This window comes from Bradyrhizobium ottawaense (assembly GCF_002278135.3).
Lineage (GTDB): Bacteria > Pseudomonadota > Alphaproteobacteria > Rhizobiales > Xanthobacteraceae > Bradyrhizobium > Bradyrhizobium ottawaense.
This window is the reverse complement of record NZ_CP029425.2, coordinates 5,001,012-5,018,221: the sequence shown is the minus strand read 5'-3', so window position 1 is coordinate 5,018,221 and position 17,210 is coordinate 5,001,012. Positions and strand designations below refer to the sequence as shown.

Here is a 17,210-nt window from a genome sequence, read left to right as displayed (position 1 = left end):
AGGCGCGCGGGAAACGACCCGCGCGCTCTCGGCGAACACCGGATCTACGCGTTCGAATATTTCTTCAGCTCGAACCGGGCGATCTGGTTTCGGTGCACCTCATCCGGTCCATCGGCAAGCCGCAGCAAACGCGCGGTCGCATAGGCCTGGGTCAAACCGAAATCGTTCGAGGTGCCGCCGCCGCCATGGGCCTGGATCGCCCAGTCGATGATCTGGCAGGCCATGTTGGGCACCGCGACCTTGATCATTGCGATCTCGGCCTTCGCCACCTTGTTGCCGACCGTGTCCATCGCGTAGGCCGCATTCAGCGTCAGCAGCCGGGCTTGCTCGATCATGATGCGGGATTCCGCGATGCGCTCTTGCGTCACCGTTTGCTCGGAGACCGGCTTGCCGAAGGCGACGCGGCTGCGCACGCGGCGGCACATCTTCTCCAGCGTGCGTTCGGCAAGGCCGATCAGCCGCATGCAATGGTGGATGCGGCCGGGGCCGAGGCGGCCCTGCGCGATCTCGAAGCCGCGGCCTTCGCCGAGCAGCATGTTCTCCTTGGGGACCCGCACATTGGTGAAGACGACTTCGGACGCCCGGTCAGGCACGCCGTAGAAGCCGAACACGGGCAGGGGGCGTTTCACCTCGATGCCAGGCGTGTCCATCGGCACCAGGATCATCGATTGCTGCTTGTGGCGGTCCGGATTGTCAGGATCGGTCTTGCCCATGAAGATGCAGATCTTGCAGCGCGGGTCGGTCGCATTGGTCGTGTACCATTTGCGGCCGTTGATGACGTAATGGTCGCCGTCACGCAGGATCGAACTCTCGATGTTGGTCGCATCGGATGAGGCGACCGCAGGCTCCGTCATGGCGAAGCAGGAGCGGATTTCGCCTGCGAGCAGCGGCTTCAGCCAACGCTCCTTGTCCGTCTCCGAACCGTAGCGCTCCAGCACCTCCATGTTGCCGGTATCGGGCGCCGAGCAGTTGAACACTTCGGGCGCCAGATGCGATCGGCCCATCACCTCGCAGAGCGGCGCGTATTCGAGATTGGTCAGGCCTGCGCCATGGCCGGACTCCGGCAGGAACAGATTCCAGAGACCTTCCGCACGCGCCAGCGGCTTCAACTCCTCGACGACGGGATAGACCTTCCAGGGCCCCAGCTCTTCCGCCTCGCGATAGAAGCGCTCCTCGTTCGGGTAGATGTGCCGGTCCATGAAGCTCTCGAGCTTGCGCTTGAGTTCGACGACTTTTGGCGACATCGGGTAAAGCATCTCTGGTCTCCTTATTGATCGGCGGCAGGATCAGCCGATTTCGAGATAATCCGGGCCGGGCAATTCCGGGAAGGGCGCCGTCGGCAGCGTCTGATACCAGAACGCGACGGAGGCGATGTCGTCCTGCAGCGGAAGGTATTTGGCCTCCTTGGTGCCCGACAACCAGCCCAGCGCCTGGATCGTCAAACGCAGATCGGAGCGGAAGCGCACGGGATCGGGGATGTGCCAGCGATACATGCCGAAGCGTTGCTGCGATTTGTAGACGCCGTCGGGGCGGATCACCTGGGGCAGGCCGGCATAGGGCGTGGTGAATTCCTGGTAGCGCGATTGCTGGCCCTGGCCGGAATGGGCGACATAGGGATCGAAATTATAGGCACCGCAGAAATAGTCCTCGGTGCCGGTGCCGCAGATCGTCGGGAAGTGACCGTCGCCGTCGATGAAGAACTTGATTTCGCCTTCGCCCCACCAGCCGTTGTTGTTGACACCCCAGGCCATGTAGGTGCCGACATAGTGGCCCGCGCCGCTGATGCCGTCGAGGATGGTATAGACCTCCTTGTAAGGCAGCGGGTTGGTGCGGCGGAATTGGGCATGGAAGTAGGCGCAGTCCTCCGGCACGTCGGTCAGGGTGTAGTTGATCTGGTAGTAGGCGGTGAGTTGCTCCTCGCTGCGGTTCTCGAGCGTGAAGCGCGCGCGCTTGCGAAACGGCATCTCCCAATAGCAGTTGAAGGCGCGGCCGGGATTGACGCAGACCGCGAGGGAGGACACCTGCGCGAACTCTTCCCATCCGCAGGCGAAGAAATCGCCGGCCGGGCACTCGACGCTCGGCAGCGTTTGGTCGTCCCAGTAGATGCGCAGGATCGAATGCCGCAGCCGTCCGCGCGCCAGCGTCATCCAGATCTGCTGGATCGCGCCTTGCCCGGCGATGTCGCCGAGCGTGAAGGTCGTGCCCGGTTCGATGACGACGTAGGGCGAGACCTTCCAGCCCTGTCCGAGATCGCGGGCCTGGCGGGCGGCGGGGCCATCGACGGACATGCCGCCCTTGCCCTTCTCGCCGGTGAAGTTCTCGGGGCTGATCGAACGCGTCTGCGCGTTCGACAGGCGCGACAGATTGCCGAGATGCAGGCCCAATCCGGAAAACGCCATGATGTCCTCGATGCGGGGTTAGCGACCTCCCGATATATCGTCGCTGAATTGACCAAAAGGTGAAGATGATGGCGTCAGGGAAGACGACCGATGTCCGCCTTCGTAGCCCGGATTGCGCTGCGCTCCATCCGGGCTACAAGGTCGACGCCTCTGCGCGCGGCTCACGCGACGCGATACTCCCTGAACTTCTCGCGCAGAGCCGATTTCAACACCTTGCCGGTCCCCGTCATCGGGAATTCGTCGAGGAATTCGACCGCGTCCGGCATCCACCAGCTCGCGATTTTCGGGCGCATATGGTCGAGCAGCGTCTTGCCGTCGACGGTCGCGCCCTTCTTGCGGACGACGAGGAGGAGGGGACGCTCCTGCCATTTCTCATGGTTGATCGCGACCACGGCTGCCTGAAGCACGTCGGGGTGAGACAAGGCGACGTCCTCGAGCTGGATCGAGGAGATCCATTCGCCGCCGGACTTGATCACGTCCTTGGAGCGGTCGGTGAGCGTGACGTGGCCCTGTGGGTCGATCACCGCCATGTCGCCGGTGATCAGCCAGCCGTCGCGGTCGAGCCCTTCGTCTAGCTTCATGTAGCCGGAGGCGACCCAGGGGCCACGGGCGCGCAAATGGCCGACGGACTTGCCGTCGCGTGGCAACTCGGCGCCGCTGTCGTCGACGATGCGCAAGCTCGTGCCGAAGCAGGCGCGGCCAGATACCTGGCGCCGGTCGAACCTCTCCTTGTCGCCGAGATGCTCCGAGCCGGGCCTCAAGCCCGGCATCGAGCAGCCGAGCGCCTCGGTCATGCCCCATGCCTGGATGTAGTCGATATGGTAGTCGCGCTTCAGTTTCTCGACCATGGCGCGCGGCGGCGCCGAGCCCGACGACAACGTTGCCCGCAGCGTGGAGAATTTGTTGCCGGTGCGGCCCAGCCAGTCGAGCAGGATCAGCCAGAAGCTCGGCACGCCCGCCGACAGCGTCACCTTCTCGCCTTCGAGCAATTCATAGAGCTTGTCGGGCTCGTAGTTGCGGCCGGGCAGCACCAGCTTCGATCCGGTGTAGGGAGCCGTGAACGGCATGTTCCAGCCATTGCCATGGAAGAGCGGCGCCATCGGCATCATCACCTCGCGCACGCCTTCGACATGTCCCGGCAGGAAGTCGAAATTGCAGCAGGTCATGGTCTGCAGGATCGCGGCACGGTGCGAATAGATCACGCCCTTGGGATTGCCGGTCGTGCCCGACGTGTAGCAGATGGTGGAGGCGGACTTCTCGTCGAACTCCGGCCAGGTGAAGCCGGCCTCGTTCTCCTTGTCGAGAAGCTCCTCGTAGCAATGCACGTTGGCGAGCTTGGTCTCGGGCATCCGCTCGCGCGACGACATCACGACATAAGCTTCGATCGTCTTGAGCTGCGGCGCGATCGCCTCGACGATCGGCAGCGTGGCGCGGTCGATGAACAGCAGGCGGTCTTCGGCATGGTTGATGATGTAGACGAGCTGCTCGGGAAACAGCCGCGGGTTGACGGTGTGCAGCACATAGCCCATGCCCGGCGCGGCATAGAACATCTCGAAATGACGATGCGTATTCCAGGCCAGCGTGCCGACGCGATCGCCCGGATTCATGCCGAGCCGCTTCAGCGCCAGCGCCATGCGCTTGATGCGCGGATGGGCATCGGCATAAGTGTAGCGATGAATGTCGCCCTCGATCTCGCGCGCGACGATCTCGGCTTCGCCGTGATAGTCCGCGGCATACTGGATCAGGCCGCTGATCAGAAGCGGCATGTCCATCATCAATCCCTGCATGGTCTCCTCCACGGCCACGTCGTTGCGTGGCGTTGCGCTTGTGATTTGTGCGCGAGGTTAGCGGAACGTCACGCGGCGTTCACGCAAAAAACATTGGACGCGATTGCATGCGTCACTTTTTCAGGGCTAACTGATCCGAGCTGCCGGCGAAGCAGCGTTCTCCGTGGAGGAAATGCATGTCAGCGGAAAGACACAAGACCGGTGCAGCCGGCGAACCTACCGTTGATATTGCAGCCCTCCGCGCGCGCTACCGTGACGAGCGCGACCGCCGTTTGCGTGCCGAGGGCAAGGCTCAGTATGTCGAGGTAACAGGGGAATTCGGCCGCTACCTCGACGACCCCTGGGCCGATCCCGGATTTGCGCGCGCACCTGTCAGTGAAGAGACTGAAGTGCTCGTCGTCGGTGGCGGCTTTGGCGGGCTTCTCTGTGCCGCGCGTCTGCGCGAGGCCGGCATCGATGATTTCCGTATCGTGGAAAAGGCTGCGGACTTCGGCGGCACCTGGTACTGGAATCGCTATCCCGGCGCGGCCTGCGATACCGAGAGCTACATCTACCTGCCGCTGCTGGAAGAGACCGGCTACATGCCGGTGCGCAAATATGCGCGCGCCCCGGAGATCTACGAGCACTCCCGCCGCATCGGCCGCCATTTCGATCTCTACGATCGCGCGCTGTTTCAGACCGTCATCTCGCGGATGGCATGGCAGGAGCAGGAGGCGCGATGGCTGGTCGAGACCGATCGGGGCGATCGCATCCGTGCACGCTTCGTCATTCTCGCCGGAGGTCCGCTCAGCAGACCGAAGCTGCCGGGCATTCCAGGCATCGAGACCTTCAAAGGTCACAGCTTCCATACCAGTCGTTGGGATTACGGCTATACCGGCGGCAATGCGGATGGTGGACTGACCGGACTTGCCGACAAGCGCGTCGGAATCATCGGCACCGGCGCCACCGCCGTGCAATGCGTGCCGCATCTCGGCCGCGCTGCGAAGGAGCTCTATGTCTTCCAGCGCACGCCGTCAGCGATTGGCGTGCGTGACGACCGGTCGACGGATCAAGACTGGGCGCAGAGCCTCAAGCCCGGCTGGCAGCGCGAGCGCATGGACAATTTCACTGCCGTGATCTCCGGCGAGCCGGTCGAACGGGACCTGGTGCAGGACGGCTGGACCGGCCTGCTCGGCGAGATCCTGCTGGCGCCGCGTCGTCAGCCGCAGCCGGTGACCTCGATGGAAGAGGCACTGAAGGTCATCGAGCAGGCCGACTACCGCAAGATGGAGGAGATCCGCGCCCGCGTCGATGCGGTGGTCAAGGACACGGCGACCGCGGACGCGCTCAAGCCGTGGTACAAGGCGTTCTGCAAGCGGCCGTGCTTCCACGACGAATATCTCGATGTCTTCAATCGTCCCAACGTGCATCTCGTCGACACCAAAGGGCAGGGTGTCGATCGCATCACCGAGAACGCCGTCATGGCCGGCGGCAAGGCTTACGAGCTCGACTGCCTGATCTATGCCAGCGGCTTCGAGGTCGGCACCGACTATGCCCGCCGCATGGGCTTCGAGGTCTACGGCCGCGACGGCATGAGCCTGACCGAGCGCTGGCAGGGCGGCGTCAAGACGATGCATGGGTTCTACAGCCGCGGCTTTCCGAACTGCTTCCTGATCGTCACGGTGCAGGCCGGCCAGAGCGCTAACTTCCCCCACATCATCGACGAGCAGTCACAGCACATCGCCTATGTGATCGCCGAAGCGCGCAAGCGCAAAGCCCGAACGCTGGAGCCGACGCTGGCCGCGGAAAACGCCTGGGTCGAGGAGGTCGTCAAGGCCGCGCTCGGCCGCCAGACCTATCTCGCCGAATGCACGCCCGGTTACTACAACAACGAGGGCGTGTTCGATCCGATCGCGGCAAGAAACAGCCAATATTGGCGCGGGCCGGTGGCCTTCCTGCGGCTGCTCGACAAATGGCGGAAGGAAGGCAATCTGGACGGCCTCGAATTGTCCTATGATCAGGCCATGGAGTCGGCGCGTTCCTCCGGGTAAGGTTGCGCCGATCGGTTACAGGACGGGAGATTGGGTATGACCACGGGCAGGGCTGTTGCGGGAGCGGTTGTTGGTGCGATGGCGCTGCTCGGGTGCCTGGCGTCCGCCGCCGCGGCCGCGCAATGCGGCAGCTCGCCGGCGGGTTTTGAGGCCTGGAAACGAGAGTTCAGCGCAGAGGCGCAGGGCAAGGGCATCGGCCAGACCGCGCTCTCGGCGCTGATGCAGACCAACTACGCCAGTGCCACCATCGCGGCCGACCGCGGCCAGCGCAGCTTTTCGCTGACGCTCGACCAGTTTCTCGCCAAGCGCGGCGCCACCACTATCGTCGCCAAGGGGCGCCAGCTCAAGCAGTCGCAGGCTGCCTTGTTCGCCTCCATCCAGCAGCGCTATGGCGTCCCGCCCGGCCCGCTGATCGCGATTTGGGGCATGGAGACCGGTTTCGGCAGCCAGCGCGGCAACCAGAACATGCTGTCGTCGATCGCAACCCTGGCCTATGACTGCCGCCGTCCTGAATTCTTCACCGACCAGCTCTACGCGGCCTTGAAGCTGGTCGACCGCGGCACGCTGTCGGGGGCGACCCGCGGCTCCATGCATGGCGAGGTCGGCCAGACCCAGTTCATGCCCAAGAACATCCTGGCCTATGGCACCGGCAACCTCGAGGTGGCCGCCAACGCGCTGAACTCGACCGCGAATTTCCTTAAAGGTCATGGCTGGAAAGCAGGAGCCGGTTACCAGCCGGGCGAGCCGAATTTCGTCGCCATCGAGGCCTGGAATGCGGCCGGCGTTTATCAGAAGGCGATCGCGCTGATGGGCCGGCAGATCGACGAGGGCGGCGGAGCGGCGGCCTCGCGCTGACGAAAACCCGTCCACTTCGCTCGAAAAACGCTCCTGCTCAGCAAGGCGTGATGCGCCGACATGAGAAAGTTGTTGCCATCAGGAACCGAGGGCACGAGGTTTGCTTTGATCAGATTCAGGGCTGGGCATGAGGAGACTCAACATGGCAACCCAGATCGTGATGGACCAGACTGGCGATACGCGCCACGAGTTTGATCCTGGCAATGCCGAAGCGCTGGCGCGAGCCGAACGGCGCTTTCGGGAGCTGACTGGAGCCGGCTTCACCGCGGCCCTTCGCAACGGACCCGGCGAAGTCACTCGTATCAGATCGTTCGACCCGACCGCGCAGGAAACGCTGTTCTATCCCCGCCTGGTCGGCGGTTGATCTGAGCTGCTCATGATTACGGCGGTTTGGCTCCGCGCGCCGGCGCGTGCGCGTCTGCATGCGCTGCGTGAACTGTATCGGCGCTTCTTCGGCGAGAACACGCCGGATGCCCGTGGTCGCCGGCTGCTCTTCGATTGGCTCTCGCCCGCACAGCGCGCCCAATTCGAAGAGCACCGGTATTTCGACGTCATTGGATGCGACACCGGCAAGACCTATCGCATTCACTACGGCACCGCCGCCAATGTCCATGAAATTGACGGCGAAGGCCGCGCCACGATGGGATGGTGCTTCGTCCCGTCAGGCTTCCTGGTGCCGGGCGACGTCATGCTGGCGCAGAAGATCGCGCTCGAGACCGACGAGACAGGCGCGCTCGCTCTTGCCAACCGGTTTCCGCCGGCAACGCATTCGGAGCACTTCTACCGGCGGCCTTTTTAGCGGCTGAAACGGTGAAGCGGTCAGTGATTAGTGATGTGTGGTGCGGTAGGCGTCCAGCGCGTGCGCCGCAAAGACACCGGCGCTGCAAAGGGCGAGCAGGCCCGAGATCAGCTCGATCATAGCTCGTCCTCCCGTATTGAATGGGCAACGAGGTTGCGGCAGCAGGAATAGTCGTAGATCAGGTCGAGAAGGAATTGCATGGTAGCCGTCCCTGTATTTATTTTGACAACGACTTAAGCGGCCATCTGTTTCAGCGGTGTTTCGTCGCCTCGGGAAAGGGGTTTCGCGGGGAACCTCGGGGCTGGTTTTGTGCGCTGCGGTCCCGCCATTGCTGGAGCCCTTTGGCCGTCTCTTCGAAGGCGGCGCACGACATTGCGAGGCAAAATCATGGCGCAGGTCGAATGGTTCGACGATCTGGCGATCGGAATGCGGTTCAGGTCCCCCGAGGTCGAGGTCACCGAGGCCGACATCAAGCGCTTCGCGGCCGAGTTCGATCCGCAGCCGATGCATCTCGACCACGAGGCGGCCAAGGCGACCCTGTTCAAGGGCCTGGCGGCATCGGGATGGCACACCGCGGCGATAGCCATGAATCTCGCGATCCAGACACGCCCGTTCGGCCCGCATCCGCTGATCGGCGCCGGCGTCGACGGCCTGCGCTGGACGATGCCGGTACGGCCCAATGACCGCCTGCATCTGGTTGGGGAGGTGATGAGCCTGACGCCCTCGAAGTCGAAGCCGCAGGGTATCGCGCTGGTGAAATGGACCATGTTCAACCAGAGCGGCGAGGAGGTTTACACCTTCACTCCCATCGCGATCGTGCCGCGGCGGGGATAGGCACGGGCGCCGCCGTTCTGCCGGGGTAAGCCCTTGCGGCCCTCCCGCGGAGGTGGTCATCTCGGCCCGGGGAACGCGCTGGAGGCTGACATGAAACGATTCCTTCTTGCCGCTTTGCTGATCGCGACGGGCGCCTTAAGCGCCGGACCGGCGCTTGCGCAACAATCCAAGGTCGGCGACTGGACCATCGAAAAGCGCACGCAGGACACGCATTGCAATGCGAGCCGTGGCTACAAGGACAAGGAGGACGAGAACCGCGACTACGTCATCGTGATCACCTATTCCGAGAAGGCGATCGTGATCGTGATGATCTATGATGGCTGGGAATGGGAGAAGGTCGGCGAGATCCTTCGGGCCGATGTCGGCACTGACGATGCGGACATCATGAAGAAGGCGAAGTGGGAGGTCATGGACAAGACCACCGTGCGCGGCATCTTCGAGTACGACCAGTCGATGATGGACCGCCTGTCGAAGGCGAGACGCCTGACGCTCGATTTCGAGGACGATGACGACGACAGTATCGAGATGCAGGTACCGCGTGCCGGCGAAGCGCTGGCCGCGTTGAAGTTCTGCGAGGAGAATCGGAAATAGGTTGCCGCTGCCGGCCGTGAAGCGGGCAGGACGTGGCAACGAAGCGGGCGGCAGCGAACCGGCGCGTGACTCATCGCACACAGTCCGCGCGCTGTTCGCATTTATCCTAGTCTTTGGCGAAACAGTCCAAGCCGCACCCTGCGGTTGACGTTACGCAAGGACGATGTTCGATATTCCAGCATCTGGCTGCAACGTTTTTTCCTCGTCGAAGGCGGCAATTGACCGGCCCGTCTTCTCCGTCAGTTCCCGGATCGCGAGCTCTCCGTCTCGGACGGGCCGCACGCAGATCGCGTCGTCCGTCCGATGACGACCCATCAGGCAAACCGGTTCTCGTCTCTCATCGGCGAGATTTACGACGCGGCGGTTGACCCCGCCTTGCGCAGCGGCGCGCTGGAACAGGTTTCGCAGTTCGTCGGTGGTTGCGCCGCGATGATCCTGTCCAGGGATTCAGCACGGCTTACGATCGAGATTCAGCAGCATTTTGGAACCGACGCCCGCTTCCGCCAGCTTTATCGCGACCGGTATGTGGAGCTCGATCCTCTGCTCGACCGTCACCTCACCCTCGCGTCCGAACAGACGATCGGCGTGACCGACATCATGTCCCATGCTGATTTTCTCGAGACGAGCTTCCATCGCGAGTGGGTGGAACCGCAGGGGGCGATAGACCTCGCGACCGTCGCGCTCGAGAAGACGGCCGCGCGCACCACGATCCTGCAGGTGTTGCGCCACCGCTCCCGTGGAACCGTCGACGATGCGATGCGCGAGCGCATGCGGCTGCTCGCTCCGCACATCCATCGGTCGCAGATCATGGGCCGGCAGATCAGGGCGCGCTCGCATACGGTGGACGACCTTGCCGACGTCCTCGACGGATTGAACACGGCGATCTGCCTGCTCGATGCGGACGGCCGCGTCGTTCATGCCAACGCGGCATGCCGCCAGTTGTTCGCCGATGCCAATCTGCTTGCGATCGTCGGTGACCGGATCGTGGCCCGCAACACCCAGACCGATAAAATATTCCGCAGCCTGTGCGAATTCGATGAAGGCACACATTCTGCCGCTCGTCGTCAGATCGAACTTGCGACGTCGGCCGATGGGCAGCATTATCTGCTCCATGCTTTTCCGCTGAAGCGGGATCGCAGCCTGCCGCGGGACATTGCAGCCACGATGCTCTTCGTTCAAAGAGCTTCCATGCTGCCGCTGCTCGCAGCCGACGCGATCGCAGCAGCCTTCAGGCTGACGCCGTCTGAATTGCGCGTGCTGATGGCGATCATCGAGACCGGCGGTGTTCCCGACATCGCCGCAAAACTCGGCGTCGCCGAGACGACGGTGAAGACGCATCTCGGTCGCCTGTTCGAGAAGACGGGCGCCGGCAGGCAGGCTGATCTGGTGAAGATCGCCGCCGGCTTTGCCGTGCCGTTCGCGCGGCGAACGAGCGGCGATGACGGCGCCGCGTGATTCATTTCACATGCCTCGATGTTACGTGCCGCGTTCTCAATCCATTGTGATGATCGGCGCTCGCGGGTCATCCGAATGCAGGACGCGATTCATTCGAGACTTTCGTATATCGCGCTTCTGATAATTGAAGAGCAGCGAGCGCCGCGAAGCTTGCCACAACGGCATCGAACGCGCGTGTGGAGGAAACGACAGCGCGTGGCCGGGTCTGCTCGTCGGCTGGAGAGATTGCAGTGAGCAGCATGGTTGATTTTTCCGTTCTCAATGTTTCAACGAACGAAATTCCCGAAAACGAGCGCATCCCGTTGCTTCGCGATTTCTATTGCCGCGGGGTGCTGAAGGCGGAGGTCGAGGCAAGGGATGGAAAGCCGGCCGCGGCGAGCTTCACCTCTCATGTCCTGCCGGAAGCCCAGTTGTTGATCGGGGGGCTGTGCGGAGCGCGGGTCATTCGCACCAAGCAACTGGTGGCCGATGGCGACGACAGCCTCGCCCTGATCGTGAACAGGTCCGGCGTTCTCGGCATATCCGAGCGGGGACACGATCTGAGGCTTCATGCAGGAGAGGCGGTGCTGACGAGCGCGGAGGACGTCACGACGTTCGAGCGGCTGTTGCTGGGAAGCTGCTTCTCGCTGCGCGTGCCGAGGCGCGTGCTGGCGCCAATGATCGTGGACGTCGACGATGCCGTGATGCGCATCATGCCTGAAAGCTCCGCCGGACTTAGGCTGCTGGTCGACTACGCGGTGACGCTGGTGCGGGAGAAGGCGTTCGCGACGCCCGTGCTGCGGCAGCTCGGGGTCGGGCATCTGCACGATCTGCTGGCGCTCGTCCTCGGTGCCACCGGAGAAGCGCGGGAGCTGGCCGGACGAGGAACCGCCGGGCGACCGGCCGAGGTCCCAGGGGTTGTTGGTCGTCCCGTAGATCTCGTTGTAGCTCTGGAAATCCCTGAGCCCGATCGGAATGTTGGTCTTGCCGATGACGATGGCGCCGGCCGCCTTCAACCGCGAGACGACGAGGGCATCCTCTGCCGGCTGGAAATCCCTGAAATGCGGAAAGCCCCAATTCGTCGGCAGGCCCGCGACGTTGAAGGGTTCTTTCAAGGTCACGGGGATGCCGAGCAATGGCCGTTGCTCGCCGCGTCCAAGCGCGGCATCGGCGGTGCGCGCGGCCGCTCTCGCGCGGTCGAAATCGCGCACGATGACCGCGTTGATCCGCCCGTCCAGTGCCTCGATGCGCGCGATCGTGTGTTCGAGCAATTCCGAGGCAGATATCTTGCGCGCGTGCAGGGCGCTCGCCAGTGCTCTGATCGAGCCGTAGTTCAGGTCAGCAGCATCTGCGGTCATCACGAACTCCAATGTCTCTCATCGCGGCATCTACACTATCCCCGCTGCAGATCGCTCGGGGCACCGAACATGCGATTTTGAAAGGGGGATGAGGAGGCGGCGCAACGGGCACCAGATCTGCTTGCCGGGGGCACCGGTGCGGAGGCCCGGGCTTCGAAGCAGCTATGCCTTCCGCCCCGTTAACGGACCGGCGCGCTGGCGGGATCCACAATCGGCCATCAGGCGAGTCAGCGCCTGCTTTGCCCGACGTGTCAAACGTCCGCGCGGGCAGGCCTTGGCGGAGTGCGGCGCGAAATTCTTCAATGATTTGTACTTTGCATGGGGTTGTTTTCGCGTTTTTTGTTTGGGCGTCCCCCGGCCAGAGCATCATCAAAGGCCGTATCGATACGGGCGCTCCTAAGAATTCTTACACACAGTTCTGGCACGCTCCCGCGCGTCAAAGTTCCCGCAACCTGCATCGTCGCGTCTCACTGCGCGCACGAAAAGACGGGGCCCGCGGAGATCAAGGGGGCGTTGCTCATGACCGCACTTGCTTCGGACGCCGGTTGCGCGAAGCGCGGGATCGTGCCGATCCTGCTGTGCGTCGTGCCGTTCAGCCAGATTCCGCTCGATGCCTATACGCCCGGCCTGCCGCAGATGGTGGTGGATCTCGCCGCCGATCCCGCCTCGATGCAGAACACCGTCACCGCCTACATGCTCGGCATGAGTCTGGCGCTGGTGCCGGTCGGCATCGCCTCCGACACGCTGGGCCGCCGCAACGTCCTGCTCGCAGGCCTGTCGATGCTGATCGCGATGAGCATCGCCTGCGCGCTCGCCACCAGCGCCTCGCTGCTGCTGGGCTTGCGCTTCCTGCAAGGGATCGGCGGTTGCACTTGCCTCGTCGTGGCCTATGCGGTTGCGGCCGATTGCTATCGCGGCCGTGAGCTCACCGCGATCTCCGGCCTGCTTGGCGCGGCCTGGGGGCTGGCGCCGGTGCTCGCGCCCGCGGCCGGCGGCTTCATCGTCGAGCTGACGTCCTGGCGCGGTGTCTTCGTCATCATTGCGATTGCCGCGGCCATCGTCGCTGCGATCGTCGTTTTTCTTCTGCCCGAGACATTGCCGTCGGAGCGGCGCGCGCCGTTCGATCCGCGCCGCACGGCGGGTATCTTGCGCGAGGCGCTGGTCCGTCCAGGCTTTTTGGCTTTCGTGCTGGTCTTCGCCGCGGCGGCGAGCGCGCAGCTGGCGTTCGGCGTCGTCGCGCCGTTCTTCTACCAGACCGGCCTCGGTTACTCGGCGGCGATCTACGGCCTCGTCGCGCTCGGCCTCGGCGGGGTCAATCTCGCCGGCGAGCTCGGCTGCGCGCATTTTGCGCGCTTCATGCCGGCGCGCCTGCTGGGCTTCGGTGCCTTCGCGCTGTTTCTCGCCGGCTCCGCCGTGCTGACCGTAACAGGCATGGTCGTCGGTCTCGATTTCGCGTCGATCACGATCGGCGGTGCGCTGGTGCTCGGCGGCTGCGGCGTGCTGTGCCCGATGATGTACGGCATGGCGCTCGGCCTGTTCGAGCGCGACCACGGCCTGATCGGCGGTCTGATCAGCGCGCTCTGCTATCTCGCCGTGAGCGGCGCCATGGCGATCGCGGCGGTGTTGCCTGAGGCAACGCAGGCGCCGATCGGATGGCTCTATCTCGGCCTCTGCGCCATCGCGGGCACGCTGCTCGCGATGTCGCTGCCGTCAGTGCGCCAAGCCACACAGTCTTAAGGAAGGGACCCAATCATGACCACGGTCGGTATTCGCGGCACGTTCTTCGACTTCGTCGACGATCCCTGGAAGCATGTCGGCAACGAGCAAGCCGCCGCGCGCTTTCACCAGGACGGTCTCATGATCGTCACCGATGGCGTCATCAAGGCGTTCGGACCCTACGAGACGATCGCCGCCGCCCATCCCGGCGTTGAGATCACCCACATCAAGGACCGCATCATCGTTCCGGGCTTCATCGACGGCCACATCCATCTGCCGCAGACCCGCGTGCTCGGGGCCTATGGCGAGCAGCTGCTGCCGTGGCTCCAGAAATGGGTCTATCCGGAAGAGCTCAAATACCGGGATCGCAACTACGCGCGGGAGGGCGTCAAGCGTTTCCTCGACGCGTTGCTCGCGTCCGGCACCACCACCTGCCAGGCCTTCACGAGCTCCTCGCCTGTTTCAACCGAGGAACTGTTCGAGGAAGCGGCCCGCCGCAACATGCGCGTCATCGCGGGCCTCACCGGCATCGATCGCAACGCGCCGGCGGACTTCATCGATACCCCGGAGAATTTCTATCGCGACAGCAAGCGGCTGATAGCAGAGTATCACAACAAGGGCCGCAACCTCTACGCCATCACGCCGCGCTTCGCCTTCGGTGCCTCGCCGGAATTGCTCAAGGCGTGCCAGCGCCTCAAGCACGAGCATCCGGACTGCTGGGTCAACACCCACATCTCCGAGAACCCGGCTGAATGCAGTGGCGTGCTGGTCGAGCATCCGGACTGCGAGGACTATCTCGGCGTCTACGAGAAGTTCGACCTCGTCGGGCCGAAGTTCTCAGGCGGCCATGGCGTCTATCTCTCGAACAACGAATTCCGGCGCATGTCGAAGAAGGGCGCGGCGGTGGTGTTCTGTCCGTGCTCGAACCTGTTCCTCGGCAGCGGCCTGTTCCGCCTCGGCCGCGCCACCGATCCGGAGCATCGCGTGAAGATGTCGTTCGGCACCGATGTCGGCGGCGGCAACCGCTTCTCGATGATCTCCGTGCTCGACGACGCCTACAAGGTCGGCATGTGCAACAACACGCTGCTCGACGGCAGCATCGATCCCACGCGGAAGGACCTTGCGGAAGCCGAGCGCAACAAGCTCTCGCCCTATCGCGGCTTCTGGTCGATCACGCTTGGCGGTGCCGAGGGCCTCTACATCGACGACAAGCTCGGTAATTTCGAGCCCGGCAAAGAAGCCGATTTCGTTGCGCTCGATCCGAACGGCGGGCAGATCGCCCAAGCGTGGCACCAATCGCTGATCGCCGAGGGCGCCGGCCCGCGCACGATGGACGAGGCCGCGAGCATGCTGTTCGCCGTGATGATGGTCGGCGACGATCGCTGCGTCGACGAGACCTGGGTGATGGGCAAGCGTCTCTACAAAAAAGGCTGAAGCCGCCGCGATGAGCACATCTCCTGACACGGCCGGCCAGCCGGTCGCCCTCGTCATCCAACGCCGCATCGCTGACGAGGGCTTTGCCGCGTTCGCGCGGTGGAACGGCGAGGTGGGCGAGGCGCTGAAGGCCTGGCCCGGTTTCCTGGGGCAGGAGGTGGTGCCGCCGCAGCCGCCGGCGCATGTCGACTGGGTGACGATTTTGCGTTTCGCCAGTCCGGCCGCGGCGCGCGCCTGGCTCCAGAGCGAGGTGCGGGCGAAGCTGATCGCTGAGGTGCAGCGCTTCTTCGTCGGTTCGGAGGATGTCCACATCCTGCCCGACACCGGCGTTCAGCGTGACAGCGCGGTGTCGGCCGTCATCTCCTTCAAGGTGCCGGATGGACTCGAGGACGCGTTTCTGAAATGGCAGCAGCGCATCCAGGCCGCGGAGGCCGAGTTCAAGGGATTTTTGCGTCACAAGATCGAGCGGCCGATTCCAGGCTTGCGCGACGAATGGATCGTCATCCTGTCGTTCGACAGCGATGCCAACCTCAATGCATGGCTTGGCTCACCCGTCCGTCAGACCCTGCTGAAAGAGGGCGAGCGCTTCAACGCCGGCATGAACGTGAAGCGCGCGAGCTACGGCTTCAATTTCTGGTTCCCGGCCGGCAAGACTGGGGCTCCCGAGCAGGGCCCGGCCATGATCTGGAAGAGCAACCTCATCGTCCTCCTGGTGCTCTACCCCGTGGTCTATCTCTGGGGCACTTTCGTCAGCCGGCCCCTGATCGACAGCCATGGCGTACCGATCTGGCTGTCGCTGTTTGTCGGCAATCTCGTCAGCACCCAGCTGCTCGGCTGGTGGCTCGTGCCCGCGGCCTTCAGGGCACTCGACTGGTGGGTCGCGCCGAAGGCGGCGATCAGTCGCCAGATCGCGGGCTATGCACTTCTTGCCGCGCTCTACGCCGCTTCGATGGGGCTGTACGCGTTGTTGCTCGCGTGGCATTGGGGACGGTGAGACCGTCCACCGTACCGTCGCGGAGAGGGGCGGTCGCTGGACATCGACGACCATGTTTGCCCTGACATTCCTCGGCACCTCGGCGAGCGTTCCCTCCGCGGAACGCAACCATCCGGCCCTGCTGATCGAGGCTGCCGGACAGCGCATGCTGGTCGATTGCGGCGAGGGCACGCAGCGTCAGTTGCTGCGCAGTGGCGCAGGTTTTCGACGGCTCGACCGCATTCTACTGACGCATGCCCATCTCGATCATGTGCTCGGCATCCCCGGCCTGTTCTCGACGCTGCGTTTGCGGCAGAGCGCCGAGGTGATGATGGTTCATGGTGGCCCATCGACGCTTGATACGGTCATCCAGATGCTGGCCGGCTTGTGGGGCGCGGGCAGGGCGCCGCTCCCAGTGGAGTTCGCCTCGTTGGCCGCAGGACGGTTCGTCGACGCCGGTGATTTCACCATCGACTGCTTTCCGGTCCGCCATCGCGACACCGACAGTTTTGGATTCGTCTTCCAAAGCCCCGCTCGCCGCCACCTTCAGCCGGATCGGCTGGCGGCGCTTGGCGTTCCCGACGGTCGCTTGCGCGGCGAGCTGGCCGCAGGCCGGGCAGTCGTAATCGAGGGCGATCAAACGATCGATCCGGAAGACGTCCTGGGGCCGCGGAGCGGCGGCAGGAAACTCGTCGTGATCGGCGACACCGAAACCACCGAGGGGCTGGCGCAACACGTCGTTGACGCCGACATGCTGGTGATCGAGGCAACGTTCCTCGATCGTGACGCGCCAACCGCGCGGGATTACGGCCATCTCACCGCGGCAGAAGCGGCGTCGTTTGCGGCGGCGAGCAATGTGAAGCAGCTCGTGCTGACCCATATGTCGGGACGCTATGAGGACGAAGAGATTTTCGCGGAGGCGGCGCGGATCTTTCCGAACAGCCGGATTGCCGCCGACTTCGATCACGTCGTGATCTAGCCGTCGCGACGAGACATCGCC

Annotated in this window: 14 protein-coding genes and 2 pseudogenes; 12 read left to right on the top strand and 4 right to left on the bottom strand. The window is 63.9% G+C overall.

The genetic code is table 11. The features are described from left to right. Positions 1-44: 44 nt before the first annotated feature. The 3 genes from CIT37_RS24145 to CIT37_RS24135 all read right to left on the bottom strand — a co-directional run bounded on the left by CIT37_RS24145 (position 45) and on the right by CIT37_RS24135 (position 4,186). Entirely contained in the window at positions 45-1,256 is a 1,212-nt protein-coding gene (locus CIT37_RS24145) for an acyl-CoA dehydrogenase family protein (protein ID WP_028145212.1), read from the bottom strand. Between the two features lie 30 nt (positions 1,257-1,286). Beyond that, positions 1,287-2,399, bottom strand: coding sequence for a glycoside hydrolase family 172 protein (locus tag CIT37_RS24140; protein ID WP_095425890.1), 1,113 nt, complete (start codon positions 2,397-2,399; stop codon positions 1,287-1,289). A 161-nt stretch (positions 2,400-2,560) separates the two neighbouring features. After that, complete coding sequence (locus CIT37_RS24135; RefSeq protein WP_028145210.1) at positions 2,561-4,186, bottom strand: long-chain fatty acid--CoA ligase; 1,626 nt, start codon at positions 4,184-4,186, stop codon at positions 2,561-2,563. Positions 4,187-4,362: 176 nt separating this feature from the next. On the opposite strand from CIT37_RS24135, the gene CIT37_RS24130 reads away from it, so the two are divergent. The 8 genes and pseudogenes from CIT37_RS24130 to CIT37_RS24095 form a co-directional block, all read left to right on the top strand. Continuing rightward, positions 4,363-6,216 (top strand): flavin-containing monooxygenase, encoded by a 1,854-nt coding sequence (locus CIT37_RS24130; RefSeq protein WP_095425891.1) that lies wholly within the window; start codon positions 4,363-4,365, stop codon positions 6,214-6,216. Between the two features lie 36 nt (positions 6,217-6,252). Next, positions 6,253-7,071: a lytic murein transglycosylase gene (locus CIT37_RS24125; RefSeq protein ID WP_038946356.1), complete on the top strand. Its 819-nt coding sequence runs from the start codon at positions 6,253-6,255 to the stop codon at positions 7,069-7,071. 142 nt (positions 7,072-7,213) lie between these two features. Further along, the gene (locus tag CIT37_RS24120; protein ID WP_018319783.1) at positions 7,214-7,435 is read left to right on the top strand and encodes a hypothetical protein; all 222 of its coding nucleotides are present in this window, start codon (positions 7,214-7,216) and stop codon (positions 7,433-7,435) included. A gap of 12 nt (positions 7,436-7,447) precedes the next feature. After that, positions 7,448-7,870 (top strand): hypothetical protein, encoded by a 423-nt coding sequence (locus CIT37_RS24115; protein ID WP_095425892.1) that lies wholly within the window; start codon positions 7,448-7,450, stop codon positions 7,868-7,870. Between the two features lie 387 nt (positions 7,871-8,257). After that, the gene (locus CIT37_RS24110; protein ID WP_028145206.1) at positions 8,258-8,704 is read left to right on the top strand and encodes a MaoC family dehydratase; all 447 of its coding nucleotides are present in this window, start codon (positions 8,258-8,260) and stop codon (positions 8,702-8,704) included. 90 nt (positions 8,705-8,794) lie between these two features. Beyond that, on the top strand, positions 8,795-9,295 hold the full coding sequence (locus CIT37_RS24105; RefSeq protein ID WP_028145205.1) for a hypothetical protein: 501 nt from the start codon (positions 8,795-8,797) through the stop codon (positions 9,293-9,295). Positions 9,296-9,598: 303 nt separating this feature from the next. Further along, positions 9,599-10,750 (top strand): LuxR C-terminal-related transcriptional regulator, encoded by a 1,152-nt coding sequence (locus CIT37_RS24100; RefSeq protein WP_028145204.1) that lies wholly within the window; start codon positions 9,599-9,601, stop codon positions 10,748-10,750. A 239-nt stretch (positions 10,751-10,989) separates the two neighbouring features. Further along, a pseudogene (locus tag CIT37_RS24095) lies at positions 10,990-11,613 on the top strand (helix-turn-helix transcriptional regulator); the annotation flags it as partial. On the opposite strand, the pseudogene CIT37_RS24090 reads toward CIT37_RS24095, so the two are convergent. Further along, positions 11,581-12,087 (bottom strand): annotated as a pseudogene (locus tag CIT37_RS24090) (amidase family protein); the annotation flags it as partial. The pseudogenes CIT37_RS24095 and CIT37_RS24090 sit on opposite strands and share 33 nt — an antisense overlap. A gap of 519 nt (positions 12,088-12,606) precedes the next feature. On the opposite strand from CIT37_RS24090, the gene CIT37_RS24085 reads away from it, so the two are divergent. From CIT37_RS24085 to rnz, 4 genes are read left to right on the top strand one after another with little or no spacing between them, the layout of a single operon-like run. Continuing rightward, entirely contained in the window at positions 12,607-13,824 is a 1,218-nt protein-coding gene (locus CIT37_RS24085) for a multidrug effflux MFS transporter (protein WP_028145191.1), read from the top strand. A 15-nt stretch (positions 13,825-13,839) separates the two neighbouring features. After that, complete coding sequence (gene guaD / locus CIT37_RS24080; protein ID WP_028145190.1) at positions 13,840-15,237, top strand: guanine deaminase; 1,398 nt, start codon at positions 13,840-13,842, stop codon at positions 15,235-15,237. Between the two features lie 10 nt (positions 15,238-15,247). Further along, positions 15,248-16,231, top strand: a complete 984-nt coding sequence (locus CIT37_RS24075; RefSeq protein ID WP_038946369.1) for an antibiotic biosynthesis monooxygenase — start codon at positions 15,248-15,250, stop codon at positions 16,229-16,231. Positions 16,232-16,283: 52 nt separating this feature from the next. Then, on the top strand, positions 16,284-17,189 hold the full coding sequence (rnz, locus tag CIT37_RS24070; RefSeq protein WP_095425893.1) for a ribonuclease Z: 906 nt from the start codon (positions 16,284-16,286) through the stop codon (positions 17,187-17,189). Positions 17,190-17,210 lie beyond the last annotated feature (21 nt).